Annotated in this window: 21 protein-coding genes and 2 tRNA genes; 16 read left to right on the top strand and 7 right to left on the bottom strand. The window is 70.4% G+C overall.

All coding sequences use genetic code 11. From position 1 onward, the window contains the following. The first annotated feature begins 176 nt into the window (after positions 1–176). From WFJ17_RS03715 to WFJ17_RS03745, 7 genes are all read left to right on the top strand, one after another. Positions 177–1,472, top strand: coding sequence for a sensor histidine kinase (locus tag WFJ17_RS03715; RefSeq protein ID WP_336647697.1), 1,296 nt, complete (start codon positions 177–179; stop codon positions 1,470–1,472). Continuing rightward, complete coding sequence (locus tag WFJ17_RS03720; RefSeq protein ID WP_292882319.1) at positions 1,460–2,161, top strand: LuxR C-terminal-related transcriptional regulator; 702 nt, start codon at positions 1,460–1,462, stop codon at positions 2,159–2,161. The genes WFJ17_RS03715 and WFJ17_RS03720 overlap by 13 nt, the downstream gene beginning before the upstream one ends. Next, positions 2,158–3,081: a DUF4097 family beta strand repeat-containing protein gene (locus WFJ17_RS03725; protein WP_336647698.1), complete on the top strand. Its 924-nt coding sequence runs from the start codon at positions 2,158–2,160 to the stop codon at positions 3,079–3,081. The genes WFJ17_RS03720 and WFJ17_RS03725 overlap by 4 nt, the downstream gene beginning before the upstream one ends. Positions 3,082–3,135: 54 nt before the next feature. After that, positions 3,136–3,209: transfer RNA gene (locus tag WFJ17_RS03730), tRNA-Ile, on the top strand. A gap of 63 nt (positions 3,210–3,272) precedes the next feature. Next, positions 3,273–3,345: transfer RNA gene (locus WFJ17_RS03735), tRNA-Ala, on the top strand. 82 nt (positions 3,346–3,427) lie between these two features. Next, complete coding sequence (locus tag WFJ17_RS03740; RefSeq protein ID WP_336647699.1) at positions 3,428–4,516, top strand: hypothetical protein; 1,089 nt, start codon at positions 3,428–3,430, stop codon at positions 4,514–4,516. Between the two features lie 72 nt (positions 4,517–4,588). Beyond that, on the top strand, positions 4,589–5,062 hold the full coding sequence (locus WFJ17_RS03745; RefSeq protein WP_336647700.1) for a hypothetical protein: 474 nt from the start codon (positions 4,589–4,591) through the stop codon (positions 5,060–5,062). 49 nt (positions 5,063–5,111) lie between these two features. Here the strand turns inward: WFJ17_RS03745 and yczR are convergent, their stop codons facing one another. Then, a complete protein-coding gene (yczR, locus tag WFJ17_RS03750) occupies positions 5,112–6,536 on the bottom strand; it encodes a MocR-like transcription factor YczR (protein WP_336647701.1) in 1,425 nt (474 codons plus the stop codon). 61 nt (positions 6,537–6,597) lie between these two features. Between yczR and yczE the strand changes: the two genes are divergently transcribed. The 3 genes from yczE (at position 6,598) to WFJ17_RS03765 (ending at position 8,733) form a co-directional block, all read left to right on the top strand. Then, positions 6,598–7,218: a membrane protein YczE gene (gene yczE / locus WFJ17_RS03755; protein ID WP_251443858.1), complete on the top strand. Its 621-nt coding sequence runs from the start codon at positions 6,598–6,600 to the stop codon at positions 7,216–7,218. Between the two features lie 7 nt (positions 7,219–7,225). Next, a complete protein-coding gene (locus WFJ17_RS03760) occupies positions 7,226–8,047 on the top strand; it encodes a phosphatase PAP2 family protein (RefSeq protein WP_251443860.1) in 822 nt (273 codons plus the stop codon). 344 nt (positions 8,048–8,391) lie between these two features. Next, positions 8,392–8,733 carry a hypothetical protein gene (locus WFJ17_RS03765; RefSeq protein ID WP_292882305.1) on the top strand — a complete coding sequence of 114 codons (342 nt, stop codon included), beginning with the start codon at positions 8,392–8,394 and terminating at the stop codon, positions 8,731–8,733. An 89-nt stretch (positions 8,734–8,822) separates the two neighbouring features. Here WFJ17_RS03765 and WFJ17_RS03770 read toward each other — a convergent pair whose 3' ends face one another. Then, positions 8,823–9,362 carry an Lrp/AsnC family transcriptional regulator gene (locus WFJ17_RS03770; RefSeq protein ID WP_251443865.1) on the bottom strand — a complete coding sequence of 180 codons (540 nt, stop codon included), beginning with the start codon at positions 9,360–9,362 and terminating at the stop codon, positions 8,823–8,825. A gap of 167 nt (positions 9,363–9,529) precedes the next feature. On the opposite strand from WFJ17_RS03770, the gene WFJ17_RS03775 reads away from it, so the two are divergent. From WFJ17_RS03775 to WFJ17_RS03795, 5 genes are all read left to right on the top strand, one after another. After that, entirely contained in the window at positions 9,530–11,122 is a 1,593-nt protein-coding gene (locus WFJ17_RS03775; protein ID WP_336647702.1) for an ABC transporter substrate-binding protein, read from the top strand. Between the two features lie 82 nt (positions 11,123–11,204). After that, a complete protein-coding gene (locus WFJ17_RS03780) occupies positions 11,205–12,272 on the top strand; it encodes an ABC transporter permease (RefSeq protein WP_336647703.1) in 1,068 nt (355 codons plus the stop codon). Then, positions 12,269–13,192: an ABC transporter permease gene (locus tag WFJ17_RS03785; RefSeq protein ID WP_292882299.1), complete on the top strand. Its 924-nt coding sequence runs from the start codon at positions 12,269–12,271 to the stop codon at positions 13,190–13,192. The genes WFJ17_RS03780 and WFJ17_RS03785 overlap by 4 nt, the downstream gene beginning before the upstream one ends. Positions 13,193–13,226: 34 nt before the next feature. Then, on the top strand, positions 13,227–14,078 hold the full coding sequence (locus WFJ17_RS03790) for an ABC transporter ATP-binding protein (protein WP_251443877.1): 852 nt from the start codon (positions 13,227–13,229) through the stop codon (positions 14,076–14,078). Then, positions 14,075–14,929: an ABC transporter ATP-binding protein gene (locus WFJ17_RS03795; protein ID WP_251443880.1), complete on the top strand. Its 855-nt coding sequence runs from the start codon at positions 14,075–14,077 to the stop codon at positions 14,927–14,929. Before WFJ17_RS03790 ends, WFJ17_RS03795 begins: the two co-directional genes overlap by 4 nt. Before the next feature lie 112 nt (positions 14,930–15,041). Here WFJ17_RS03795 and WFJ17_RS03800 read toward each other — a convergent pair whose 3' ends face one another. The 4 genes from WFJ17_RS03800 to WFJ17_RS03815 all read right to left on the bottom strand — a co-directional run bounded on the left by WFJ17_RS03800 (position 15,042) and on the right by WFJ17_RS03815 (position 18,572). Next, a complete protein-coding gene (locus tag WFJ17_RS03800; RefSeq protein WP_336647704.1) occupies positions 15,042–16,169 on the bottom strand; it encodes a M24 family metallopeptidase in 1,128 nt (375 codons plus the stop codon). A gap of 227 nt (positions 16,170–16,396) precedes the next feature. Further along, the gene (locus WFJ17_RS03805; RefSeq protein ID WP_251443886.1) at positions 16,397–17,071 is read right to left on the bottom strand and encodes a DUF3349 domain-containing protein; all 675 of its coding nucleotides are present in this window, start codon (positions 17,069–17,071) and stop codon (positions 16,397–16,399) included. After that, on the bottom strand, positions 17,068–17,358 hold the full coding sequence (locus WFJ17_RS03810) for a hypothetical protein (RefSeq protein WP_336647705.1): 291 nt from the start codon (positions 17,356–17,358) through the stop codon (positions 17,068–17,070). Before WFJ17_RS03810 ends, WFJ17_RS03805 begins: the two co-directional genes overlap by 4 nt. Positions 17,359–17,375: 17 nt before the next feature. Beyond that, entirely contained in the window at positions 17,376–18,572 is a 1,197-nt protein-coding gene (locus WFJ17_RS03815; protein WP_336647706.1) for an inorganic phosphate transporter, read from the bottom strand. 186 nt (positions 18,573–18,758) lie between these two features. Between WFJ17_RS03815 and WFJ17_RS03820 the strand changes: the two genes are divergently transcribed. Beyond that, a complete protein-coding gene (locus WFJ17_RS03820; RefSeq protein ID WP_336647707.1) occupies positions 18,759–19,637 on the top strand; it encodes a cytochrome c oxidase assembly protein in 879 nt (292 codons plus the stop codon). 17 nt (positions 19,638–19,654) lie between these two features. Here WFJ17_RS03820 and WFJ17_RS03825 read toward each other — a convergent pair whose 3' ends face one another. Further along, on the bottom strand, positions 19,655–20,113 hold the full coding sequence (locus tag WFJ17_RS03825; protein WP_251443897.1) for a hypothetical protein: 459 nt from the start codon (positions 20,111–20,113) through the stop codon (positions 19,655–19,657). Positions 20,114–20,170: the final 57 nt, after the last annotated feature.

Genomic DNA, 20,170 nt, shown 5'->3' on the forward strand with positions numbered 1-20,170 from the left:
CGTTCTCTCGCTGCGTGCATGAGATCACGTAAGCATGAGCGGGCGCGCGCGTCCATCGAGGATAGGCATGCATAAGCCGCGCCGATCCGGATCCCGAGACGGCTTATGGAAATCCCGAACGGCTTCCTCCGGCTGCCTCCGTTCCCCGTCCGCGAGCACCCCCGTAGCGTGGAGCCATGTCTACCGCTCCGTCCTACAGCCCGCCCCCCTCGGGGGCGGCCGCCGGCCCGCTTCCCGCGGCCGCCGCACGCACGCCGCTGCGCCTGTTCCTCACGATCCTCGAGCTCGCCGCCCTCGGTGTCATCGGATCCGGGCTCGTCGGCTTCCTGACGGCGTGGCTGTTCGGCGGGGTCGGCCTCCTCTTCGTCGGCGTCGGGATCGTGATGCTCGTGGGGCTGGTCTACGCGCTGTTCGGGCTCGGCTGGTTCGAGATCGCACGACTGAACGGCCTCTACGGCTTCGACCTTCCGGCTCTGCGCTGGCGTCCTCGCGAGCGGCCGGGCTTCGGCGGCTGGCTGCTGTCGCTCTGGCGCCAGGCCTACAACGGGCGGATGTGGCGGGCGATCGCGAACTTCGCGATCGCGTGCGCGCTGGGCTCGATGGTGCTGCGCCTCATGACCTGGTTCGGCTGGTCCGCCGTGACGGCGTTCGCGCCGCTGTTCACCGGCGGCGATGTCGACACCGGCTGGGGCACGAGCTATCCCCGCGCGTGGGCCCCCGTCCTCGGCGGTGCGGGCGCGGCGGCGGCCGTCGTCGGCATCATCAGCCTGGCGCTGCTGCACCGGGTGATCTCGCGCGGCATCGTGGCGACGCCCGACCGCAACCTCGATCTCAGCGAGCAGGTGCGCACCACCACCGCGCAGCGTGCGGGCGCGGTGCGGGCGGCCGATGTCGAGCGCACCCGGATCGAGCGGGATCTGCACGACGGCGTGCAGCCGCGCCTCGTGTCCGTCGGGATGACCCTCGGGATGGCGCAGCAGAAGATCGACACGGATCCCGAGGCGGCGAAGGCGCTCATCGCCGAGGCGCACACGTCCACCAAGGCGGCGATCACCGAGCTGCGCCAGCTGGCGCGCGGCATCCACGCCTCGGTGCTCGACGACCGCGGGCTCGACGCGGCGCTCTCCGCGCTGGCCGGACGCTCGCCGGTCCCCGTGGCGCTCGACGTGCGACTGGACGGCCGCTGCTCCCGTGACGCCGAGGCGGCGGTCTACTTCGCCATCGCGGAGTCGCTCACCAACGCCGCCAAGCACTCCCGGGCGAGCGAGTGCCGTGTCGTGGTGCGCAAGCGCGACGGCGGCAGGCTCTGGGCCCGTGTCGAGGACAACGGCATCGGCGGTGCGACCGTCATCGCCGGCGGGGGCCTCGACGGGATCGGCAACCGGGTGCTCGCCGCCGGCGGCACCATCCGGCTGGACAGTCCGGTCGGCGGTCCCACGAGCCTGGAGGTGAGCGTCCCGTGCGCATCCTGATCTGCGAGGACTCCGTCCTCCTGCGCGAAGGCCTCGTACGTCTCCTCGAGGACGCCGGGCACACCGTGGTCGCGGCCCTCCCCGACGCCACCGAGCTCGACGAGACTGTCGACGCCCGCGATCCCGAGCTCTGCATCCTCGACGTGCGCCTGCCGCCGACGTTCGTGGACGAGGGGATCCGCGCAGCTCTGTCGCTGCGCAAGCGCCTCCCCCAGCTGCCGCTGCTCGTGCTCTCGCAGTATGTGGAGGAGCGGTACGCGTCCGACCTCATCGCGGCTCAGGGATCCGCGGGTCCGCTGGGCTACCTGCTGAAGGACCGCGTCGCGGACGTCGCCGAGTTCATCGAGTCGGTGCAGCGCATCGCCGCGGGTTCGACCGTGCTGGATCCGGAGGTCGTGGCGCAGCTGCTCACTCGGCGGAGCCAGGACGACCGGATGCGGAGTCTCACCGATCGCGAGCGCACGGTGCTCGCGATGATCGCCGAGGGCCGGTCGAACCAGGCGATCGCGGGCACGCTGTTCCTCTCCGAGGCGAGCGTCGAGAAGCACATCACCGCCATCTTCCAGAAGCTCGGGCTCGAACCCGACGAGTCCGGCAACCGCCGGGTGCTCGCCGCGATCGCCCACATCTCCAGCACCGGCCGGGGTGGATCCCCGGCCGCCCCTTCACAGACGGGAACGAACCGATGACCGATGTCACCCCTCCCGCCCCCGGCACGGATCCGCTCGGCGGAGCGCCGGCGACGCCCGCGGGCCCGGCGACCACAGGCGCCGAGCACTCCCCGGGTTCCCCTGCGCCACGGCCTCCGCGCGGTGCGCTCACCGCGATCACGATCGCCGCGGCGATCATCGGCGGCGGCGCGCTCGTCACGGTCGGCGGCACGTCGGCGTTCGCCGCGATGCATCAGGTCGCGACCGGCAACGGAACCGCACGGAGCAGCAGCACGGTGGACGCCGACGGGATCACCACGCTGAAGGTCGACGTCGGCCGCGGCGATGCGACGATCCGGTTCGGCGACACGACCGACGCGACGATGATCGTCGACGGCCAGGACGCGGGCGACTGGACCATGCGCCGTGAGGGCGACGTGCTGCGGATCGAACGTCCGGGCGGAGCCTTCGGATGGTGGATCGGCGCCTGGTTCGGACAGGATCCGCAGATGACGCTCACCCTCCCCCGCGAGCTGGAGGGCGAGCTGAACGCGGACCTCCAGCTGGATGCGGGATCGCTCACGGCGGAGGGGCGGTTCGACACGCTGTCCACCACCGTGAACGCCGGGCAGCTGACCGTCGACGGAGGAGCGAAAGCGTTCACCACGCGGATCAGCGCCGGATCCGCCACCGTGCGCCTGCAGGACGTGACCACCGCCGACCTGTCGATGTCGGCCGGAGACATCAGCGCCACGATCAGCGGCTCCCAGCCCGACCTGATCCGCCTCGACGTGAGCGCCGGATCCATGGACGTCACGGTTCCGTCCGGCCGCTACGACCTGTCGAAGGACACCTCGGCGGGGAGCCTGGACGCGCAGATCCAGACCGATCCGTCGTCCTCTCATCGCATCCAGTCGACCCTGTCCGCAGGGAGCATCACCCTGACCGAAGGGCGCTGACCGCGCCGATTTCGTGTTCGCGCCGCCGTCAGGTAAAGTCTTGGAGGTTGATACGGGGCTATAGCTCAGGCGGTTAGAGCGCTTCACTGATAATGAAGAGGTCCCAGGTTCAAGTCCTGGTAGCCCCACCGACATGTGAGCGGATCCGAGAAATCGGATCCGCTCATTCGGTCGAAACCCGTCATCGACACGGGGCCTTAGCTCAGTTGGTAGAGCGCCTGCTTTGCAAGCAGGATGTCAGGAGTTCGAATCTCCTAGGCTCCACAGTTTCCTGATCATCGACTCGTCGCCTCTCTCACAGAGGGTGCACAGCGCGAGTGCGCGCCGTGCACCTAGGCTGACGAAGATGTCGACCGCGCAGGAGACGGAGCCTGAAGAGCTGCTTCTCGACCCGATGACCCGGCGGGCGCGGCGCCGACGAGCGGCCATGATCGCCGGGGCCTTCCTCGCCGTCTCCCTGATCATCGTCGCATCCCTGTTGCTGGTCTCGACCAGCTCCGGCGGCCGGACCTCCGTGCTGATCGGGACGTGGGGTACGGATCGCCTCCTGGGCCTCGCAGGAGTCGTGAGTCTCGGTGCGCTCGCGGTGGGCCTCTGTGCGATCCCGGTCGCCCGCCTCTGGCTTCTGCTGCTCGTCCCCGTCCGGATCGTCGCGATCATCACCGCCGGCCTGGCGGGTTTCGCGTGGGTGATCACCTCGTCGGCGACGGTCGTCCCCCTCCTCAGCGACGGCTGCGAGACCGGGTACATCGTCGAGGAGCGGTCATTCCTGTTCGCCGCCTCGGGCACCGTCTTCCGCAGCGACGGGATCTTCGTGACCGCTGTCGAGTCCACCCGCGCGGACGACGGGTATCATCCCTTCGCCGACGGCGCCTATGTCGTGGAGCAGTCGGGGGACGCGCTGCGGGTGCGGTACGCCGCGTCGCGCAAGGCTGCGGCGAGTCCCGTCTCGACGGCAGGCGCGTCCGCCTTCTTCCTTCCGAAGCTCGCCGGCCACACCCGGGCCTGTGGTCTCAGCACCGGCGCTCGACCCCCCGTGGAGGAATCACCGCCGCCGAGCTACACCAGGGCGGAGCTCCGCGCCGGCGTGGAGGACCTGTCTCTCGCATCGCTCGAGGCCGCCGTCGGACTCGTCCGCGACAGGACCGGAGCTCGGCTCGATCCTGAATCCGTCGCCGTGGAGCAGGAAGGATGCGACGAGGAGGGGGCGCAGTTCGTCGCGGCACTTGAGTTCGAGACGGATGACAACGCCGCCTCGGTGATGGGGATCCTCCAGCGGTGGGATGCCGCGGGCTACTCTCGAGACCGCGCGATGCACGAGGACCTCCGCTACAGCGAGACCCTTCCGGTCGCGACGATGAGCCTCCGGGACACGAGCACGATCGATGGCCTCATCCACATGCGGCTCACCTCGCAGTGCAGCATCGACCCGTGAGCACGCCGCGCGCGACGTCGATGGCAGGGCGTCCGGTGAAGTGCTGAGAGGATGGCCCCGAGGGGGATTGGCATGTCGACGAGATCGCAGACTCCGAAGGCGAGACGCCGATTCAGCGGCTGGATCGTGCTCGGAATCGTCGTCGCCGCGATCGTCGGTCCTCCGGTGACGATCACCCTGGTGAACGACGCCTCGGCGCGAAGCGTCGAGTCGTCGTTGCGGGCGCTTCCTTTGCCGGAGAGGACTGAGCTGGTCGACTCGACGTCCCGCGCGGCGAAGATCGTGGGCAACGGGAACGGCATGCAGTACCTGGGTGCCCTCCTCATCCGCAGCGACGAGAGCGCGGTCGAGTTGCAGGCCTTCTACGACGCGCAGAGCATCCCCGGCGATCTGACCGTCGCCGTCGCCCCGTCCGGGCGGCTGAATGACTTCCACGGCGCGGGCGGTTTCCTCGATGAACCCGGTGAGGCCGGGACGTTCGTCGTCTACGCATGGGGCGAGGGTCCGGGCGAGGTGTTCGAGGAGTTCGACCTGCGCGGGCACTGACCTGCCGTTCCGTCGCCGGTCCCGGCGGGCGAGGCACGGGGCCCGCGTGCTACACGACCGCCTCGGCGAGGGCGGCGATCGGAGACAGGCGCGGAGCGCCCGCGGTGACGCGCCCCCACGACGCCGCGAGGATCTCGACGGCCCGCTCCAGTTCGCGCGGCTCGGCCGTGAACGGGATCCGCAGTCGTCGTTCCTGGCCGCCCTCCACCGCGAAGCGGCCGCCGGCGCTCAGATGCAGACCGTGCGATGCAGCGTCGATCACCAGCGCCGAGCTGAGCGGTTGTGCGAACCCGGTCCAGAGCGCGACCCCGCCGTGCACCCGGGGCACAGACCACTCCGGCAGCGCGCGGGCGAGCGCGCCGCTCAGGGCGTCCCTTCCGGCGCGCAGCAGTGCCGAGCGCTGCGGCAGGATCTCATCCAGCCGCTGCACCACCCGCGTCGCGACGGCCTGCTCGAGGTCGGGAGTGCCCAGGTCGTGGGTGGGGCGCGCGGCCCGCAGGCGCCGGATCACGTCGTCGGCCGCGCGGATCCAGCCGATCCGCAGGCCTCCCCAGACCGACTTGCCGAGGGATCCGACCCGGATGGTCGAGGTGTGCCCGACTCCGAGCGGCTGCAGGCGCGGGAGCCCGTCGATGTCGAGATCGGCGGTGGTCTCGTCGATGAGGAGGAAGGATCCGGCGTCGTGCGCCGAGCGTTCGAACACCGCCCGCTCGGCGACGCTCATCGTGCGGCCCGTCGGATTCTGGAACTCGGGCATCAGGTAGGCGAGCACCGGTCTCGTCCGGGCGAACGCCTGGGCGGCCCGATCCACGTCCCAGCCGAGGTCGCAGTCCACCGGCACGCCGACGAGCCGGGCGCCCACGCGGCGGAACGTCTCCATGGCGTGCGGATAGCTCGGCGTCTCCAGCAGTACGCGGTCGGCGCGTCGCAGCAGCGTGGAGGCGATGAGGTTCAGTGCCTGCTGCGCACCCGTCGTGACCATGATCTGCGACGGCGTCGTCGGGATCCCCTGTTGCGCATAGCGATCGGCGATCGCCCCCCGCAGCTCGGCGTGACCGAGGATGTCGTATCCGGCCCGGGAGACGAGCGCGGTCGCCGAAGCCGCGGCCTCGGCGATCACTCCGGGAAGCCCGGGCCAGGCGGGAGGACTCGCCTGCTGCAGATCGATGCCCTCCCGATCGAACCAGCGTGCCGCGGCCGTGCGTCCGAGCGGGCGGGTCACGCTGCCGGATCCCTGCCGGCTCACGATGTGGCCCGTGCTGCGCAGGCTGCGGTAGGCGGCGGCGACCGTGGTGCGGCTCACCCCGAGCGCTGCGGCGAGCTCGCGTTCCGCCGGGAGGGCGGTCTCGGCGGCGATCCGGTTGTCCAGGCACAGCAGGCGGATGGCGTCGGCGAGGGCGTCGAAGGCGGGTTCGCTGGTGCGCCACAGTCCGAGCAGCTCGACGAGGGCGCGAGCGGAGAGCCGGGAGTCCATGAGGCCAGCCTAGGCCGATTGGACTGGTGTCAACAGTCCATTTCTGCTCGATCATGGAGGCATGACACGAAGGGTGCTGCAGCTGCTGATCGGTCTCGTGCTCTACGGCGTCGGAGACGGACTCATGATCACCGCCGGTCTGGGCGTGGATCCGTGGACCGTTTTCGCCCAGGGCCTGGCTCGTCACACCGGCATCGGCGTGGGCTGGATCACGAACATCGTCGGGCTGCTCGTGCTGCTGCTGTGGATCCCGCTGCGCCAGAAGCCCGGCATCGGCACCCTGCTCAACGTGCTGCTCGTGGGCACCGCGATCCAGGCGACCGTCACGGTCGTCCCGCCGGTGCACGGCCTGCTCGCGCAGGTGCTCGTGCTGGTCGCGGGTGTGCTCGTCGTCGCTCTGGCGAGCGGGCTCTACATCGGCGCACGGTTCGGCCCCGGCCCCCGCGACGGTCTCATGACCGGCATGAACGCGCGTCTCGGCTGGCCGATCTGGGTCTCCCGTCTGACGGTCGAGGTCACGGTGCTCGTGATCGGCTGGCTGCTCGGCGGCACCGTGGGCATCGGCACCGTCGTCTTCGCGCTCGGGATCGGTCCGCTCGTGCACATCGCGCTGCCCCTGCTGGATACGGCGCGCGCGAGCGGCAGCGACCGTGAGGCGCCTGCACAGGTCGAGCCTGCATGATGGAGTCATGGCGGCGAGACGTGGGGTGGCACCGTTCGCGCTTGCCGCCGTGCTGCTGGCCGTCGCATTCGTAGCGACCTACCTGTTCTTCGTCCGCACCTACGTCGGGCAGATCGTCGACGAGCGCGCCTTCGTCGGCGCGTCGGGTCAGCACGACGCCGTCTACCGGGTGGCGGGCTTGGTTCTGGGCAACGTTCCGACCGTCGCCGTCGGCGGCGGGATCCTGGTCACGCTCATCATCGGCATCGTGACCCGCCGGTTCCGGCATCTGACGGTGGCGCTGGGCGTCGGCGCCGTGGCGGTGGCCGCCGCAGAGCTCGCCAAGCACGTCTTCCTGGAGCGGGCCGCGACCGGCGCGACCGACCTCCTCGACAATTCATTCCCATCCGGGCATGCGACGGTGGCGGCGGCTGCGGCCTTCGCCGTCTTCGTGGTCAGCCCTCCGCGCTGGCGTCCGCTCGCGGCGGCGCTCGGCGGGGCGTTCGCTGTGCTGACGGGCATCGGACTCGTGATCCAGCAGTGGCACCGCCCCAGCGACGTGGTCGCGGCTTTCATGCTCGTCGCGGCATGCGGATGCCTCGGCGGCATCGCCCTCCTGCTGTGGCGGGTGCCGGAGGCCGTTCCCCCGGCGCGGTCGCTGCGAGCGCTCTGGTGGGTCTCCGGAGCGAGCGCGGTCGCCTCGGCGATCGCGTTCGTGGTCATCTTCGTCACCGTGGAGAACCACGGCAGCCATCTGCAGATCGCCTACGCCGGCGGCAGTACGGCCATCCTCGCCGTCGGCAGCGCATTCGCGGCCGCCGGGAATTCCCTCTTCCGCCGGATCTCCTGACGGGTCCGACAGGTTCTCCCGAGCTTCCGCACAGGCTCCGGAAAGGAAGGGATCCGTTTCGGTTGCGCGCCGGATCCTTTCCTGCGAGGAATCGGAAAACAGCCGGTGAACAGCCGGTATCCAGCCGAGCGATCCGGCCGGACAATGTCGTGCGGGATCATTTCCGCATTCCCCGAGTAATCCACATGTGGATGAACCTGTTAATAGATTCCGCAGGACCGGGAAGTCGTCATCGGCGAGGCCGGACGGACCACGTCTGCACGATCCGCCGAGGCCCACTCACGCCCGATCGGGGGCACGCCGGGATTGCGCCGATCGCCCGCGCGGGGTCCATACTCGTCGTCATGCCTTCCACGCTCTCCCTCGACGGGCTGCGCTTCGCCATGGTCTCCTCGACCGCCAGCGCCGTCGACTCCGCTGCTCCGACGACCTTCGACTATCACCAGGACGGCCGGTTGATCTGGGGTGAGTACACCGGGGACACGGTGACGGAAGGGCGCTTCGTCGGCGAGGTGGCGGGTGCCGAGGTGCGGGTCTCGTTCGCGCATGCGCTCGTGACGGATGGCACCGTCGTGCGGGGAGACGCGGTCAGCCGCGCCGAGCAGGCCGAGGACGGCCGGATCCGCCTCGTCGAGGACTTCGCGGTCGACGGGGTCGACCACGTGAGCGTCTGCCTGCAGGTCTGAGGCGCCCGCACCCGGTCCGTTCAGCGCCGCCGACCCGGGGTCGCTCCGGTTACGCCGGTGCACGCTCAACGACCCCCGGGTCTGAACCCTCAGATCCGGGTGCCCCTGCTCCCGTCGGTGCGGGTGAACCGCATCAGACCGCTGTCGACTCCGATCGCCGCGCGCTGCGGGATCTCGTCCGGCAGCACGAACGGGCGGCGGAACACCTCGCCCATCACGATCGCCGTCTCGACCTTGGTGACCTCGGGACGGTCGGCGATCGTGCCGATCACGAGCGACTGCATGCGCTCCATGTCGATGCTGCGCACGATCAGCATCACGTCGTGCTCACCGGTCATCACCATCGCCGACTCGACATCGGGCATCTCGCCGATCGCCTGGAGGAACGACGTCCAGGACTGCGGCTGGATCGTGCAGAACACGAGGGCGCTCACGCCGAGGCCGAGTCGTGTGGTGTCGACCTCCGCGGTGTACCCGGTGATGATGCCCGCCCGCGTCAGCGACTCGACGCGGGAGTAGGCGCTGGCACGCGAGATCCCGACCTCCTGGGCCAGGGCGGCGATCGAGATCCGTCCGTTGCGACGCAGCGCGCGGAGGATGTCGTACGCGATTTCGTCGATCGCGGGCACGGATCGTCCAGATACGTGAGGCTGATCTTCGCTCATGCTGGACATATTGCCGTAGTGATGGAAGCGTGACAATGGATTGCTCGAAATTGAGCCGATCTGTCGGATATAGTGCCGGGAAACCCGATCTGGTCGTCTGACCTGTCCATTCTTTCAATGAGGAGGAAGCCGTGGCCCGTTCTTATCGCCACGTCGCCGCAGCGGTCATCGCCGCGGCCGCCATCGCGCTCGCCGGCTGCTCCGGCGGCAACTCCGCGAGCAACAACTCCAGCGGATCCTCCTCCTCGGGCGGCACGCTCGTGGTCGACACCGCGTTCTCGCTCGAGACGGGCGACCCCGGTCGCAACTACGTCCCGACCGGCAACATGGTGCTGCACGCGGTGTACGACACCCTGCTGACGTTCCAGGGCGCCGACCCGACCACCCCGAAGCCCGACATCGCGACCATGAAGCAGAACTCGGACGCCACCGAGTTCACCTTCACGATCCAGGACGGCCGCACGTTCTCGGACGGCACTCCGATCACCGCCGATGACGTGGTCTTCTCCCTCGACCGCGTCGCCGGCATCACCGACTCCAAGGCCAACTTCCTGATGACGGGGATCACGGTCACGAAGGTCGACGACAAGACGGTGAAGCTGTCGACCAAGACGCCCTCGCTGCAGCTGCCCGCGATCGTCACCAACCCGTCGCTCGCGATCCTGAACTCCAAGGTCGTGAAGAAGAACGGCGGCACCACGGACGACAAGGACGGCGCGAAGAGCTGGCTCGACGCGAACTCCGCCGGATCCGGCCCGTACAAGCTGCAGTCGCTCGACCTCACCACCCAGGTGGTGCTGGTGAAGAACGACAAGTACGACGGCGAGGACAAGCCCGCCTACGACAAGATCGTGGTGCGCAACATCTCGCAGTCGTCCACGCAGCTCACCAACCTCAAGGGCGGCGACTCGAACGTGGCCGTCGACCTCTCCGGCGACCAGGTCAAGAACCTCGGTGACGGCTTCACCGTCGACTCCGCTCCGTCGGCCGAGACCCTCTTCCTCCTCATCAACCAGGACAAGAACGTCGGCGGCGTGACCGCGAACCCGAAGTTCGCCGAGGCCGTGCGCTACGCGCTCGACTACGACAAGCTGCTCGAGCTCGCCGGATCCGGATCCGAGCAGGCCACCGGCGTCGTCCCGCCGATGTTCCCCGGCGCGAACAAGACCGGCGTGAAGCAGGATCTGGACAAGGCCAAGGCCGCGCTCGTCGCCTCCGGTTACACCGGCCAGGAGGTCAAGCTGCAGTTCCCGAACGACAACCCGGTCGGCGGCGTGGAGTTCACGCCGGTCGCCGAGCGCGTGCAGGAGCAGCTGAAGGCGGTCGGCATCAACGCGACCCTCGCCCCCGCCCCGTTCGCGACCGAGGTGCAGCCCTACGTCAAGGCGCAGGAGGCGTTCTCGCTCTGGTACTGGGGCCCCGACTACGCCGACACCTCGTCGTTCCTGCCGTTCGGCCCGGGCCAGAAGGTCGGCCTGCGCGCCGGCTGGACCGCCGAGGCCGACCCGGCGATCGCCGACCTCGTGACCAAGGCGCAGAACGCGACGACCGTGGACGCGCGCAACACGGCGTTCAGCGACTACGCGAAGGCGATGCAGGAGTCCGGGCCGTTCGTGCCGCTGATCGTCCCCGGCATCAACCTCGCCAGCTCCACCAAGGTCGCCGGTCTCGAGTACAACGTGACCTGGACCCTGGACCTGCGGACGCTGCACCCCGCCAAGTAAGCCCTGCGGGGGCCGGATCCACGGGGATCCGGCCCCCGCAGCACCACGCCGTCACCGCCCCGCAGACCCGGAAGCGCCGACTTTGTCCGAGACCCAAGCCATCGCCACCCGCAGGACGCGGCAGTCGCAGCACACCCTGCTGCGGTTCCTCGCCCGCAGGGCCGTGACGAGCGTCATCCTGCTGTTCGGGATCGTGCTGGTCACCTTCTCCCTCACCGTGATCGTGCCCGGCGACCCGGTGCGCGCCGCCCTCGGCGAGGGTGCATCGTCGAACCCCGCCACCGTCGCCGCGTTCCGGGAGAAGTACGGGCTCGATCAGCCCGTCTGGATCCGGTTCTTCCGCTACGCGGGCAACCTGCTGCAGGGCGACCTCGGCACGTCGATGACCACGGGCCGACCGGTGTCGGCCGACCTCGCCAAGGCCGTGCCGGCAACAGGGGAGATCGCCTTCTACGCGATCATCGTGAGCCTGGCCGTCGCCGTCGTGCTCGGCACGCTCGCCGCCTACCGCCGGGGCAAGGCCACGGATCAGGTGGTGCGGGTCGTCACCCTGATCGGGCTCAGCATCCCCACCTTCTGGATGGCGATCCTCTGCTACCAGCTGTTCTTCATGAACCTGCACTGGGTTTCGGGATCCGGACGGATCTCCCCCACCATCACCCCGCCGCCGCGGATCACCGGCTTCTACACGATCGACTACCTCCTCAACGGGGACTCGGTCGGGTTCTTCGACGCGACCAGCCACCTGGCGCTCCCGGTGCTGGTGCTCAGCCTGTTCACAATCGCGACCCTCACCCGGTTCGTGCGCACCTCGGTGCTCGAGGTGCTGGACATGGACTACGCCCGCGCCGCCCGTGCGAAGGGCCTGAGCGGCCGCCGGGTCGTCGTGGGCTACGTGCTGCGCGGGGCGGCCCTGCCGATCCTGACCCTCGTGGGCATCGCGTTCGGCAGCCTGTTGTCGGGCACCGTGCTCGTCGAGGCGGTGTTCGCCTGGCCGGGCCTCGGAACCTACGCCTACAACGCATCGAAGAACCTCGACCTGCTGGCCGTCACCGGCGTCGGCCTCGTGGTCGGCGTCATCTACCTCGTCATCAACCTCGTCGTCGACGTGCTCTACGGCGTCCTGGATCCGCGAGTGAGGCTTTCGTGAACCTCGTCATCCCCGAGAAGCTCGCGCCGAAGCGCCGCAAGCCCTGGCTGCCGCGCGCCTGGCGCACCCCGCTCGCCCTGGTCGGCACCGTGATCGCGCTGGTCTGGATCCTCGTCGCGATCCTGGCCCCCTGGATCGCCCCGCACGACCCGCTCGCGCAGGACCTCCCGCGTCTCGCAGCCCCGAGCGGCGAGGCGATCATGGGCACCGACGTCAACGGTCGCGACGTGTTCTCGCGCCTGCTGCTCGGCGCGCAGACCACGATCCCCCTCGCGCTCATGCTCGTCGTCTGCGCCATGGTCGTGGGCACGATCGTCGGCGCCGTCGCGGGCTACCTCGGCGGCTGGTTCGACGAGGTGCTCATGCGCATCACCGACATGGTCATGGCGTTCCCGACCGTGATCCTCGCGATGGTCATCGCCGCGTCCCTCGGCCCGTCGATCATGAACGCGGTCATCGCCGGCATCATCGTGGCCTGGCCGCCCTACGCCCGCATCACCCGCTCGCTCGTGCTCGGCCTGCGCACACAGAACTACGTGATCGCGGGAAGGCTCCTCGGATCCTCGCCGCTGCGCTCGCTTCTTCGCGACGTGCTGCCGAACATCGCCGGCCCGGTGCTCGTGCTCGCCTCGCTCGACATCGGCACCGCGATCCTGCTGCTCTCGGGCCTCTCGTTCCTCGGTCTCGGCGCCCAGCCGCCGACGCCCGAGTGGGGCACGATGATCGCCGCGGCCATGCAGAACACCTCCGCCTGGTGGCTGGGGCTGTTCCCCGGCCTCGCGATCCTCAGCATCGTGATGGCGTTCAACTTCATCGGCGACTCGCTGCGCGACGCCCTCGACCCGCTCGCCGCCCGCGAGCGCGAGGCCGAGGCGCCCACCGCCGTGTCGGCCGCCGCTGCGACCGGGGAGGCGGTATGAGCGTGCTTGCACTGAGCGACCGGAGGGAGTCGAAGTGAGCGCCGCACTCGCGATCCGCGATCTGCACGTCGAGCTCGGGCAGAGCAGGAGCCGTCGCACCGAGGTCGTCAAGGGCATCTCGCTCGACCTGGTGCCCGGGCGGATCCAGGGACTCGCGGGCGAGTCCGGTTCGGGCAAGAGCATGACCGCGATGGCGGTGCTCGGCCTGCTCCCCGCCGGCGGCACCGCATCGGGATCGATCCTGCTCGGAGGCGACACCGAGCTCGTCGGGATGGCCGGCCGCGCGTACCGGAAGGTGCGCGGCAAGCGCGTCGGGATGGTGTTCCAGGATCCCTCGGCGAGCCTGCACCCGCAGATCACCGTCGGCTCCCAGCTCGCCGACGGCATGCGCGCACACCTCGGCCTCTCGCGCGCAGAGGCCCGCACGCGTGCTGCCGAACTGCTCGCCCTGGTGCGCGTGCCGGAGCCGGAGGAGGCGCTGCGGAAGTACCCGCACCAGTTCTCCGGCGGCCAGCGTCAGCGCATCGCGATCGCGATCGCCCTCGCCTGCGAGCCCGAGGTGCTGCTCGCCGACGAGCCCACCACGGCCCTCGACGTGACCGTTCAGGCGGGCATCCTGCACCTGCTGCGCGATCTCGCCACCGAGCGCGATCTCGCTGTGCTCCTCGTCACCCACGATCTCGGCGTGATGAGCGCGATCGCCGACGAGGTCGCGGTGATGCGGGGCGGGCTGATCGTCGAATCCGGAACCCGCCAGCAGATCTTCCAGGATCCGCAGCACCCCTACACGCGCGAGCTGCTCGACGCGATGCCCGATGCGCAGGACTCGCTCGTGGACGGTCCTGCCGCAGGCTCCACGACCGCCGAGCCGGAGGAGAACCGATGAGCGATCAGAAGCCGGTGCTGCACGTCGACTCGCTCGTCGTCGAGTACGGCGGACGCGCGGCGTTCCGCGCGGTCGACGGCGTGAGCTTCGACATCGCGAGCGGCGAGGTGCTCGCCCTGGTCGGCGAGAGCGGCTGCGGCAAGTCTTCCACCGCGCGCGCGGTGATCGGGATGGAGAAGCCCGCCGGCGGGACGGTGCTCTACCGCGACCGTCCCGTGCAGCCTCTCGGGATGCGCACACGTCCGGCCGAGCTCACGGCGATCCAGATGGTGTTCCAGGATCCGAACTCCTCGCTCAACCCGCGGATCAGGGTCGCGCAGCAGATCGCCGAGGGATCCAGGGCGGCCCGGGCCCGGGGCCTCGACACCGAGGCGCCGTCGCACTGGCTGAACGCCGTCGGCCTCTCCCCCGCACTGGAGAACCGCTACCCGTACCAGCTCTCGGGCGGGCAGCGTCAGCGCGTCGCGATCGCCCGTGCGCTCGCCGCGAAGCCCGATCTCATCGTGGCGGACGAGCCGATCTCGGCGCTGGACGCGTCGGCTCAGGCCTCGGTGGCCGCGATGATGCGCGAGCTCTGCGTCGCCTCGGGCGCCGCGATGCTGTTCATCTCGCACGACCTCTCCGTGGTGCGGCTGATGGCCGACCGCGTCGCCGTGATGTACCGCGGGCGGATCGTCGAGTCCGGTGCCACCCCGGTCGTGTGGGCGAACCCCGTGCACCCCTACACGGAGGCGCTGCTGGACGCGATCCCGCACCCCGACGGCGAGGGCGTGCTGCCCGCCGCGCCGGCATCGGAGGCGCCGTCGTCGTGGCGCGTGGACATCCCCGAGGCGCTCGACCGCGTGCGCTGAGGCGCCCCTTGCGGGGTCGTTGAGCGAGGACGCGCGCAGCGGGGCCGGGTCGAGGTGCGGTGATCTGCGAGAGCGCCGCGTTTCGTCTCGCTCCGGCTGCGCCGGGGCTCGCTCAACGACCCCGCAGGGCGGGCGTCAGTTCGTGCGGCGTGGTGTTGAGGTTCGTGCACCCGTCGGCGGTGACGACCACGATGTCCTCGATGCGGGAGCCCCACTGCCCGGGGAAGTAGATCCCAGGCTCGATGCTGAACGCCATGCCCTCACGCAGGGGCAGGGCGTTGCCGGGGGCGATGTACGGCTCCTCGTGCGTCGTGACGCCGATGCCGTGGCCGGTGCGGTGCAGGAACGCCTCCGCCAGCCCCTCGGCGGCGAGCACGTCGCGGGCGGCGGCGTCGACCTGCTCGGCGGTGACGCCGGGGCGCACCGCGTCGACGGCGGCCTGCTGGGCCCGCACGAGCACCGCGATCCTGCGCGCGGTCTCGGGATCCGGGGTGCCGACCGTGTAGGTGCGGGTGCTGTCGGAGTTGTAGCCGCTGGGAACCGCGCCGCCGATGTCGACCACCACGATGTCGCCGTCCTGGATCACGCGATCCGACACCTCGTGGTGCGGATCGGCGCCGTTCGGGCCCGAGGCGACGATCACGAACTCGACCGTGCGGTGCCCCTCCTCGACGAGCGCTGCGGCGATGTCGGCCGCGACCTCGCGCTCGGTGCGTCCGGCGCGCAGGAGGCCAGGCACGCGGCGGTGCACGGCGTCGATGGCGTCGCCGGCGCGGCGCAGCTCGGCGATCTCGGCCGCGTCCTTGATCATGCGGCTCTCGCGCAGCACGGGCGTCGCGAGTTCGGGGCGGGCATCCAGACGCGTCGTCAGCGGAACCACGTGCAGTGCCGGGAGGGCATCGGCGACGCCGAACCGCGAGACGGATCCGCCCATCGCCGCGGTCACGAGAGCATACGGGTCCTCGCCGTCCACCCAGTCCGCCACGGCGAGTCCCAGCGCGCCGACCGCGGTGTTGCGCACCTTCGCGAGCTCCATGCGCGGCACGACGACCGTCGGTTCCCCCGCCGCGGGGATCACGAGCGCGGTGAGCCGCTCGATGGTGTCGCCCTCCACGCCGGCGAGATAGGTCAGATCCGGACCCGGCCCCACGACGATGGCGTCGAGGCCGGCCTCGGCGGTCAGAGCGCGGGCGCGGTCGAGACGGGCGGCGTACACGGAGGCGGGGAACGGGGTGCTCACCCCTCCACGCTAGGCGGCGTGCGCCCGCGTGCGCCAGGATCCCGAGGCCGGTCTTCCGAACTCAGGATGAACTGCGGAAAACAGCCGATTTCGAGGCGGAATCGTCTGTTCCTGCACTTGTGGCCTGAGTTAGGGCGGACACTTGTGCGCTCGTCGGGCCGGCTCGACACGCCGATGCCGATGGCGGGCGGTGCAGCCCACCGGACGACACGCCGCACGAGGCGCGGTCACGCGAGCGCGATGCCCGACTCCTCGAGGCGGACGCGGACGCGCTCCACGTCGTCGTCGCCGGGGAGCTCGCCCAGCACCCTCATCATGAGCACCTGCGCGTCGACGAGGGAGACATCGGGATCCGCCCCGGTCTGCGCCGCCACCGCCTCGCAGACCTCCTGCACCTCGTCGTCGGTGAGCCGACGGCGCAACAGGGCCAGGATCGGCACCCGATCCTGCGCGGGGATGCCGTCGGGGTACCCGGCTCCCAGCCAGCGCAGCGCCTGCGCGATCGGATTCGGGGCGGTTGCATCGACGGAACCGGCCGTGGCGCCGGCACCGGCACCGGGCGCGCCGGCAGCAGCGTCTGCGAGGTTCTCGCGAGCGGCGACGATCCGCTGCGCCCTCGTGCTCAGCGGCACCCCGCGGGCAGCCAGGTGCGCGGCGACGCGACGGACCTCGTCCTCGCCCGGGTTCGCCGCGGTGATCTCGGCGATCGCCGCGCGGATCTGCGAGACGCGCACCGGATCGGTCTCCTGCCGGGCGAGCGCGGCGACGACGTCGGCGAGCTCCTCCGCGGTGAGAGTGCGGTGCAGGAGGGCGAGCAGCGGGCTGTAGTCCTTGGGTGGCACGCCTTCGGGGTAGCCCGCGCGCAGCCAGTCGAGGACGCGGCTGAGGACGCTGCCGCTCATTTCCCCACCCCGAACAGGGAGATCCCGAAGTAGTGGTAGATGCTCAAACGGGTGATGAAGAGCACTCCGGCCAGGACGACCGCGATGACGATCGCGAACAGGATCCAGCCCGCAACGGTGAGCACAGGGCGCCGGGTTCCCGGAGCCTCCCCGTCGACCTCGCCGGTGCCGGCAGACTGCAGCCGCATGCCGATCGCGAACAGGGCGGGCAGCCCCGCCCCGAACAGCAGGCCGACCAGCAGGACGCGCCCGGCGGAGAGCGCCATCTGCGCGATGTCGAAGTTCATCTCAAGCGTCCTTCGGTTCAGGCCGTCGCGCCCTGCGCGGCGGCGTTCGGCGCGAGGGAGCCGTCCCACTCGGCGTTGACGTTGTTGTGGTCGATCTTCTGGCGGCGGCTGCGCAGGTACATCAGCGCGGCGGCCGCGAGCAGCAGCACGAACACGGTGATGGCGCCGGCGAGACCGCCGATGCCGTGGGCGAGGAAGAAGCAGAGCGCCCCCACCACGCCCGCTGCCGGCATCGTGATCAGCCACGCGGTGACCATGCGGCCGGCGATGCCCCAGCGCACCTGGGCGCCGGGGCGTCCCACGCCGGATCCGAGGATCGACCCGGTCGCGACGTGCGTGGTGGACAGCGCCATCCCCATCGAGCTCGAGGTGAGGATGATCGCGGCCGACGACGCCTCGGCGGCGAGGCCCTGCGGCGACTCGATCTCGACCAGGCCCTTGCCCAGGGTGCGGATGATCCGCCAGCCGCCGAGGTAGGTGCCCAGCGCGATGGCCGCGCCGCAGCTGACGATGATCCAGATCGGCAGCCCCTCGGCGAGGATCTGGTCCCCGGTCAGGGTGCCGTGCGCGATGAGCGCGAGGGCGATCACGCCCATCGTCTTCTGCGCATCGCCGGTGCCGTGGGCGAGGGAGACCAGCGACGCGGTGCCGATCTGGCCCCAGCGGAATCCGGCCTCGCGGTGCTTCGCGTGCACGGTGCGGGTGAGCCGGTAGACGAGCCAGGTGCCGACTGCGGCGACGACGCCGGCGATGACCGGCGAGAGCACCGCGGGAACGATGATCTTGCCGACGATCCCGGCCCAGTTGACGGTGGCGGCACCCGCGATCCCCGCCCCGATGAGTCCGCCGAACAGCGCGTGCGACGAGCTCGAGGGCAGCCCGAGCAGCCAGGTGAGCAGGTTCCACAGGATGCCGCCGACGAGCCCCGCGAAGATGATGATCATCGCCGCCTCCGGGGAGAGCCCCGGGACCAGGTCGCCGTTCGGCCCCTGGATCGTGAGCACGTCCTTGGTGATGGTCGCCGCGACCTCGACCGAGAGGAAGGCGCCGACGAGATTCAGCACCGCGGAAAGCGCCACCGCGACCTTGGGCTTCAGCGCGCCGGTGGCGATGGACGTCGCCATCGCGTTGCCCGTGTCGTGGAAACCGTTGGTGAAGTCGAATCCGAGGGCGGTCACGACCACCAGGACGAGGATCAGCACTTCGGCGCTCATGGTCGTCAGCTTCGCGCGACCCAGCTCCGCCGACGGCCGGCTTCCCGCACTCGACCGCCAGAGTTCACTCGGCGTTAAGACGGCGATCGGATCGGATCCCATCGCGCGCATAGGCGTCGGGCGTAGCGTCGTTGCGGCCCGCCGCGGGTGGTGCCGCATCCGCACCGGACGACGAGGGGAGAGCGCGTGCCTCCCATCCCCGTCTTCCTCGGCACCTGGAGCGTGGATCCCGCCGCGCTCGTCGTGCTCGTCACCGCTGCCGGGCTCTATCTCGGCGGTGTCGCGGTGCTGCGGCGGCGCGGGCACCGCTGGCCGCTGCGGCTGACGCTGATGTACCTCCTGCTGGGCCTCGGCTCCTATGCGGTCGTGTCCTTCGGCTTCCTCGGCACGTGGAGCCCGGAGCTGCGCTGGGCGTTCTCGACCCGGATCGCACTCCTGCTGTTCGTCGTGCCGGTCCTGATCACCCTGGGCCGACCGGTGTCCCTGGCCCGCGCCGTGCTCTCGGCGGGTCCTCGCGCCCGGGTGAACGGGTTCCTGCGCTCCTGGCTCGCGAGGTTCTTCGGCAACGCGATCATGGCGCCGGTGTTCACCTGCCTCGTCTTCTCGGTGTTCTTCACGCCGCTGTCCGCGGTGCTGCGATTCTCTCCGGTCGCCGAGGGCGCGATCTCGGCCCTCGTCCCGGTGCTCGGCCTGCTCATGGTGCTGCCGATGGCCGCGCACACGGTCGCGCGCACGAGCCTGTTCATCGTGGCCGAGTTCCTGTTCGCGTTCGTGGAGCTCGTGCTCGACGCCATCCCGGGCGTGCTGCTGCGGCTGGGCACGGTCGTGTTCGACCAGGCCGGATCCTGGCCCGGGACGCTGCCGCTCTGGTTCCCGAATCCGCTGCGGGATCAGCAGCTCTCCGGCGACTTCCTCTGGTTCATCGCCGAGATCGTCGACGTGCCGATCCTGGTGATCCTGATGATGCGGTGGATCCGGTCCGACCGGCGCGAGTCCCGCAGCATGGACGAGCTCAGCGACGAGGAGATGGCCGAGCTCACCGCCGCGCACCTGCGCGGGGAATGACGGCTCCCGGTCCCGGCTCAGGCGGCGGGGGCGGCGGTGCGGATGCGCTCGCCGAGGAAGGCGAGGTCCGCCGGCGTGAGCGCGGTCACCGCGTAGGAGACGGGCCACACGGTCCCGTCGTCGAGCTGCGCCGGCCACTCGAACTCGAACGTGGAGTAGCGCACCTTGAACTTCGCCTTGGGCTTGAAGAAGCAGACGACCTTGCCCGCGGCGTTCGCCCAGGCCGGCATGCCGTAGTAGGTCTTGGGCACGAGGTGCGGCGCGTTCTCGGAGACCAGCCGGTGCAAGGCGGTGGCGAGCGATCCGTCCTCCTCGTCCATCTCCGCGATCTTGGCCAGCACGTCGGCCTCCCCGGCGGCGCGCAGCTCCTCCGGCGAGGCCTTCTTGCGCGCGACGCGCGTGCGGCTCTCCTTCGCGGCCTCCTTGACGGCGGCCCGTTCGAAATCGGTCAGCACGGGTGCGGTGTTCTCGGTCATGGCATCCTCCGTTCGTCCGACCCGGGATTCGGGTCGCCCCTCAGCCTAGGAAGGCGT

It is taken from the genome of Microbacterium sp. MMO-10, assembly GCF_037148715.1.
Taxonomy (GTDB): Bacteria; Actinomycetota; Actinomycetes; order Actinomycetales; family Microbacteriaceae; genus Microbacterium.

Bases quoted from the DNA above. Each gene is read 5' to 3' on its own strand.
- WFJ17_RS03715 (WP_336647697.1), top strand. From the start codon at position 177: ATGTCTACCGCTCCGTCCTACAGCCCGCCCCCCTCGGGGGCGGCCGCC.
- WFJ17_RS03725 (WP_336647698.1), top strand. From the start codon at position 2,158: ATGACCGATGTCACCCCTCCCGCCCCCGGCACGGATCCGCTCGGCGGA.
- WFJ17_RS03740 (WP_336647699.1), top strand. From the start codon at position 3,428: ATGTCGACCGCGCAGGAGACGGAGCCTGAAGAGCTGCTTCTCGACCCG.
- WFJ17_RS03745 (WP_336647700.1), top strand. From the start codon at position 4,589: ATGTCGACGAGATCGCAGACTCCGAAGGCGAGACGCCGATTCAGCGGC.
- yczR (WP_336647701.1), bottom strand. From the start codon at position 6,536: ATGGACTCCCGGCTCTCCGCTCGCGCCCTCGTCGAGCTGCTCGGACTG.
- yczE (WP_251443858.1), top strand. From the start codon at position 6,598: ATGACACGAAGGGTGCTGCAGCTGCTGATCGGTCTCGTGCTCTACGGC.
- WFJ17_RS03760 (WP_251443860.1), top strand. From the start codon at position 7,226: ATGGCGGCGAGACGTGGGGTGGCACCGTTCGCGCTTGCCGCCGTGCTG.
- WFJ17_RS03765 (WP_292882305.1), top strand. From the start codon at position 8,392: ATGCCTTCCACGCTCTCCCTCGACGGGCTGCGCTTCGCCATGGTCTCC.
- WFJ17_RS03795 (WP_251443880.1), top strand. From the start codon at position 14,075: ATGAGCGATCAGAAGCCGGTGCTGCACGTCGACTCGCTCGTCGTCGAG.
- WFJ17_RS03805 (WP_251443886.1), bottom strand. From the start codon at position 17,071: ATGAGCGGCAGCGTCCTCAGCCGCGTCCTCGACTGGCTGCGCGCGGGC.
- WFJ17_RS03810 (WP_336647705.1), bottom strand. From the start codon at position 17,358: ATGAACTTCGACATCGCGCAGATGGCGCTCTCCGCCGGGCGCGTCCTG.
- WFJ17_RS03815 (WP_336647706.1), bottom strand. From the start codon at position 18,572: ATGAGCGCCGAAGTGCTGATCCTCGTCCTGGTGGTCGTGACCGCCCTC.
- WFJ17_RS03825 (WP_251443897.1), bottom strand. From the start codon at position 20,113: ATGACCGAGAACACCGCACCCGTGCTGACCGATTTCGAACGGGCCGCC.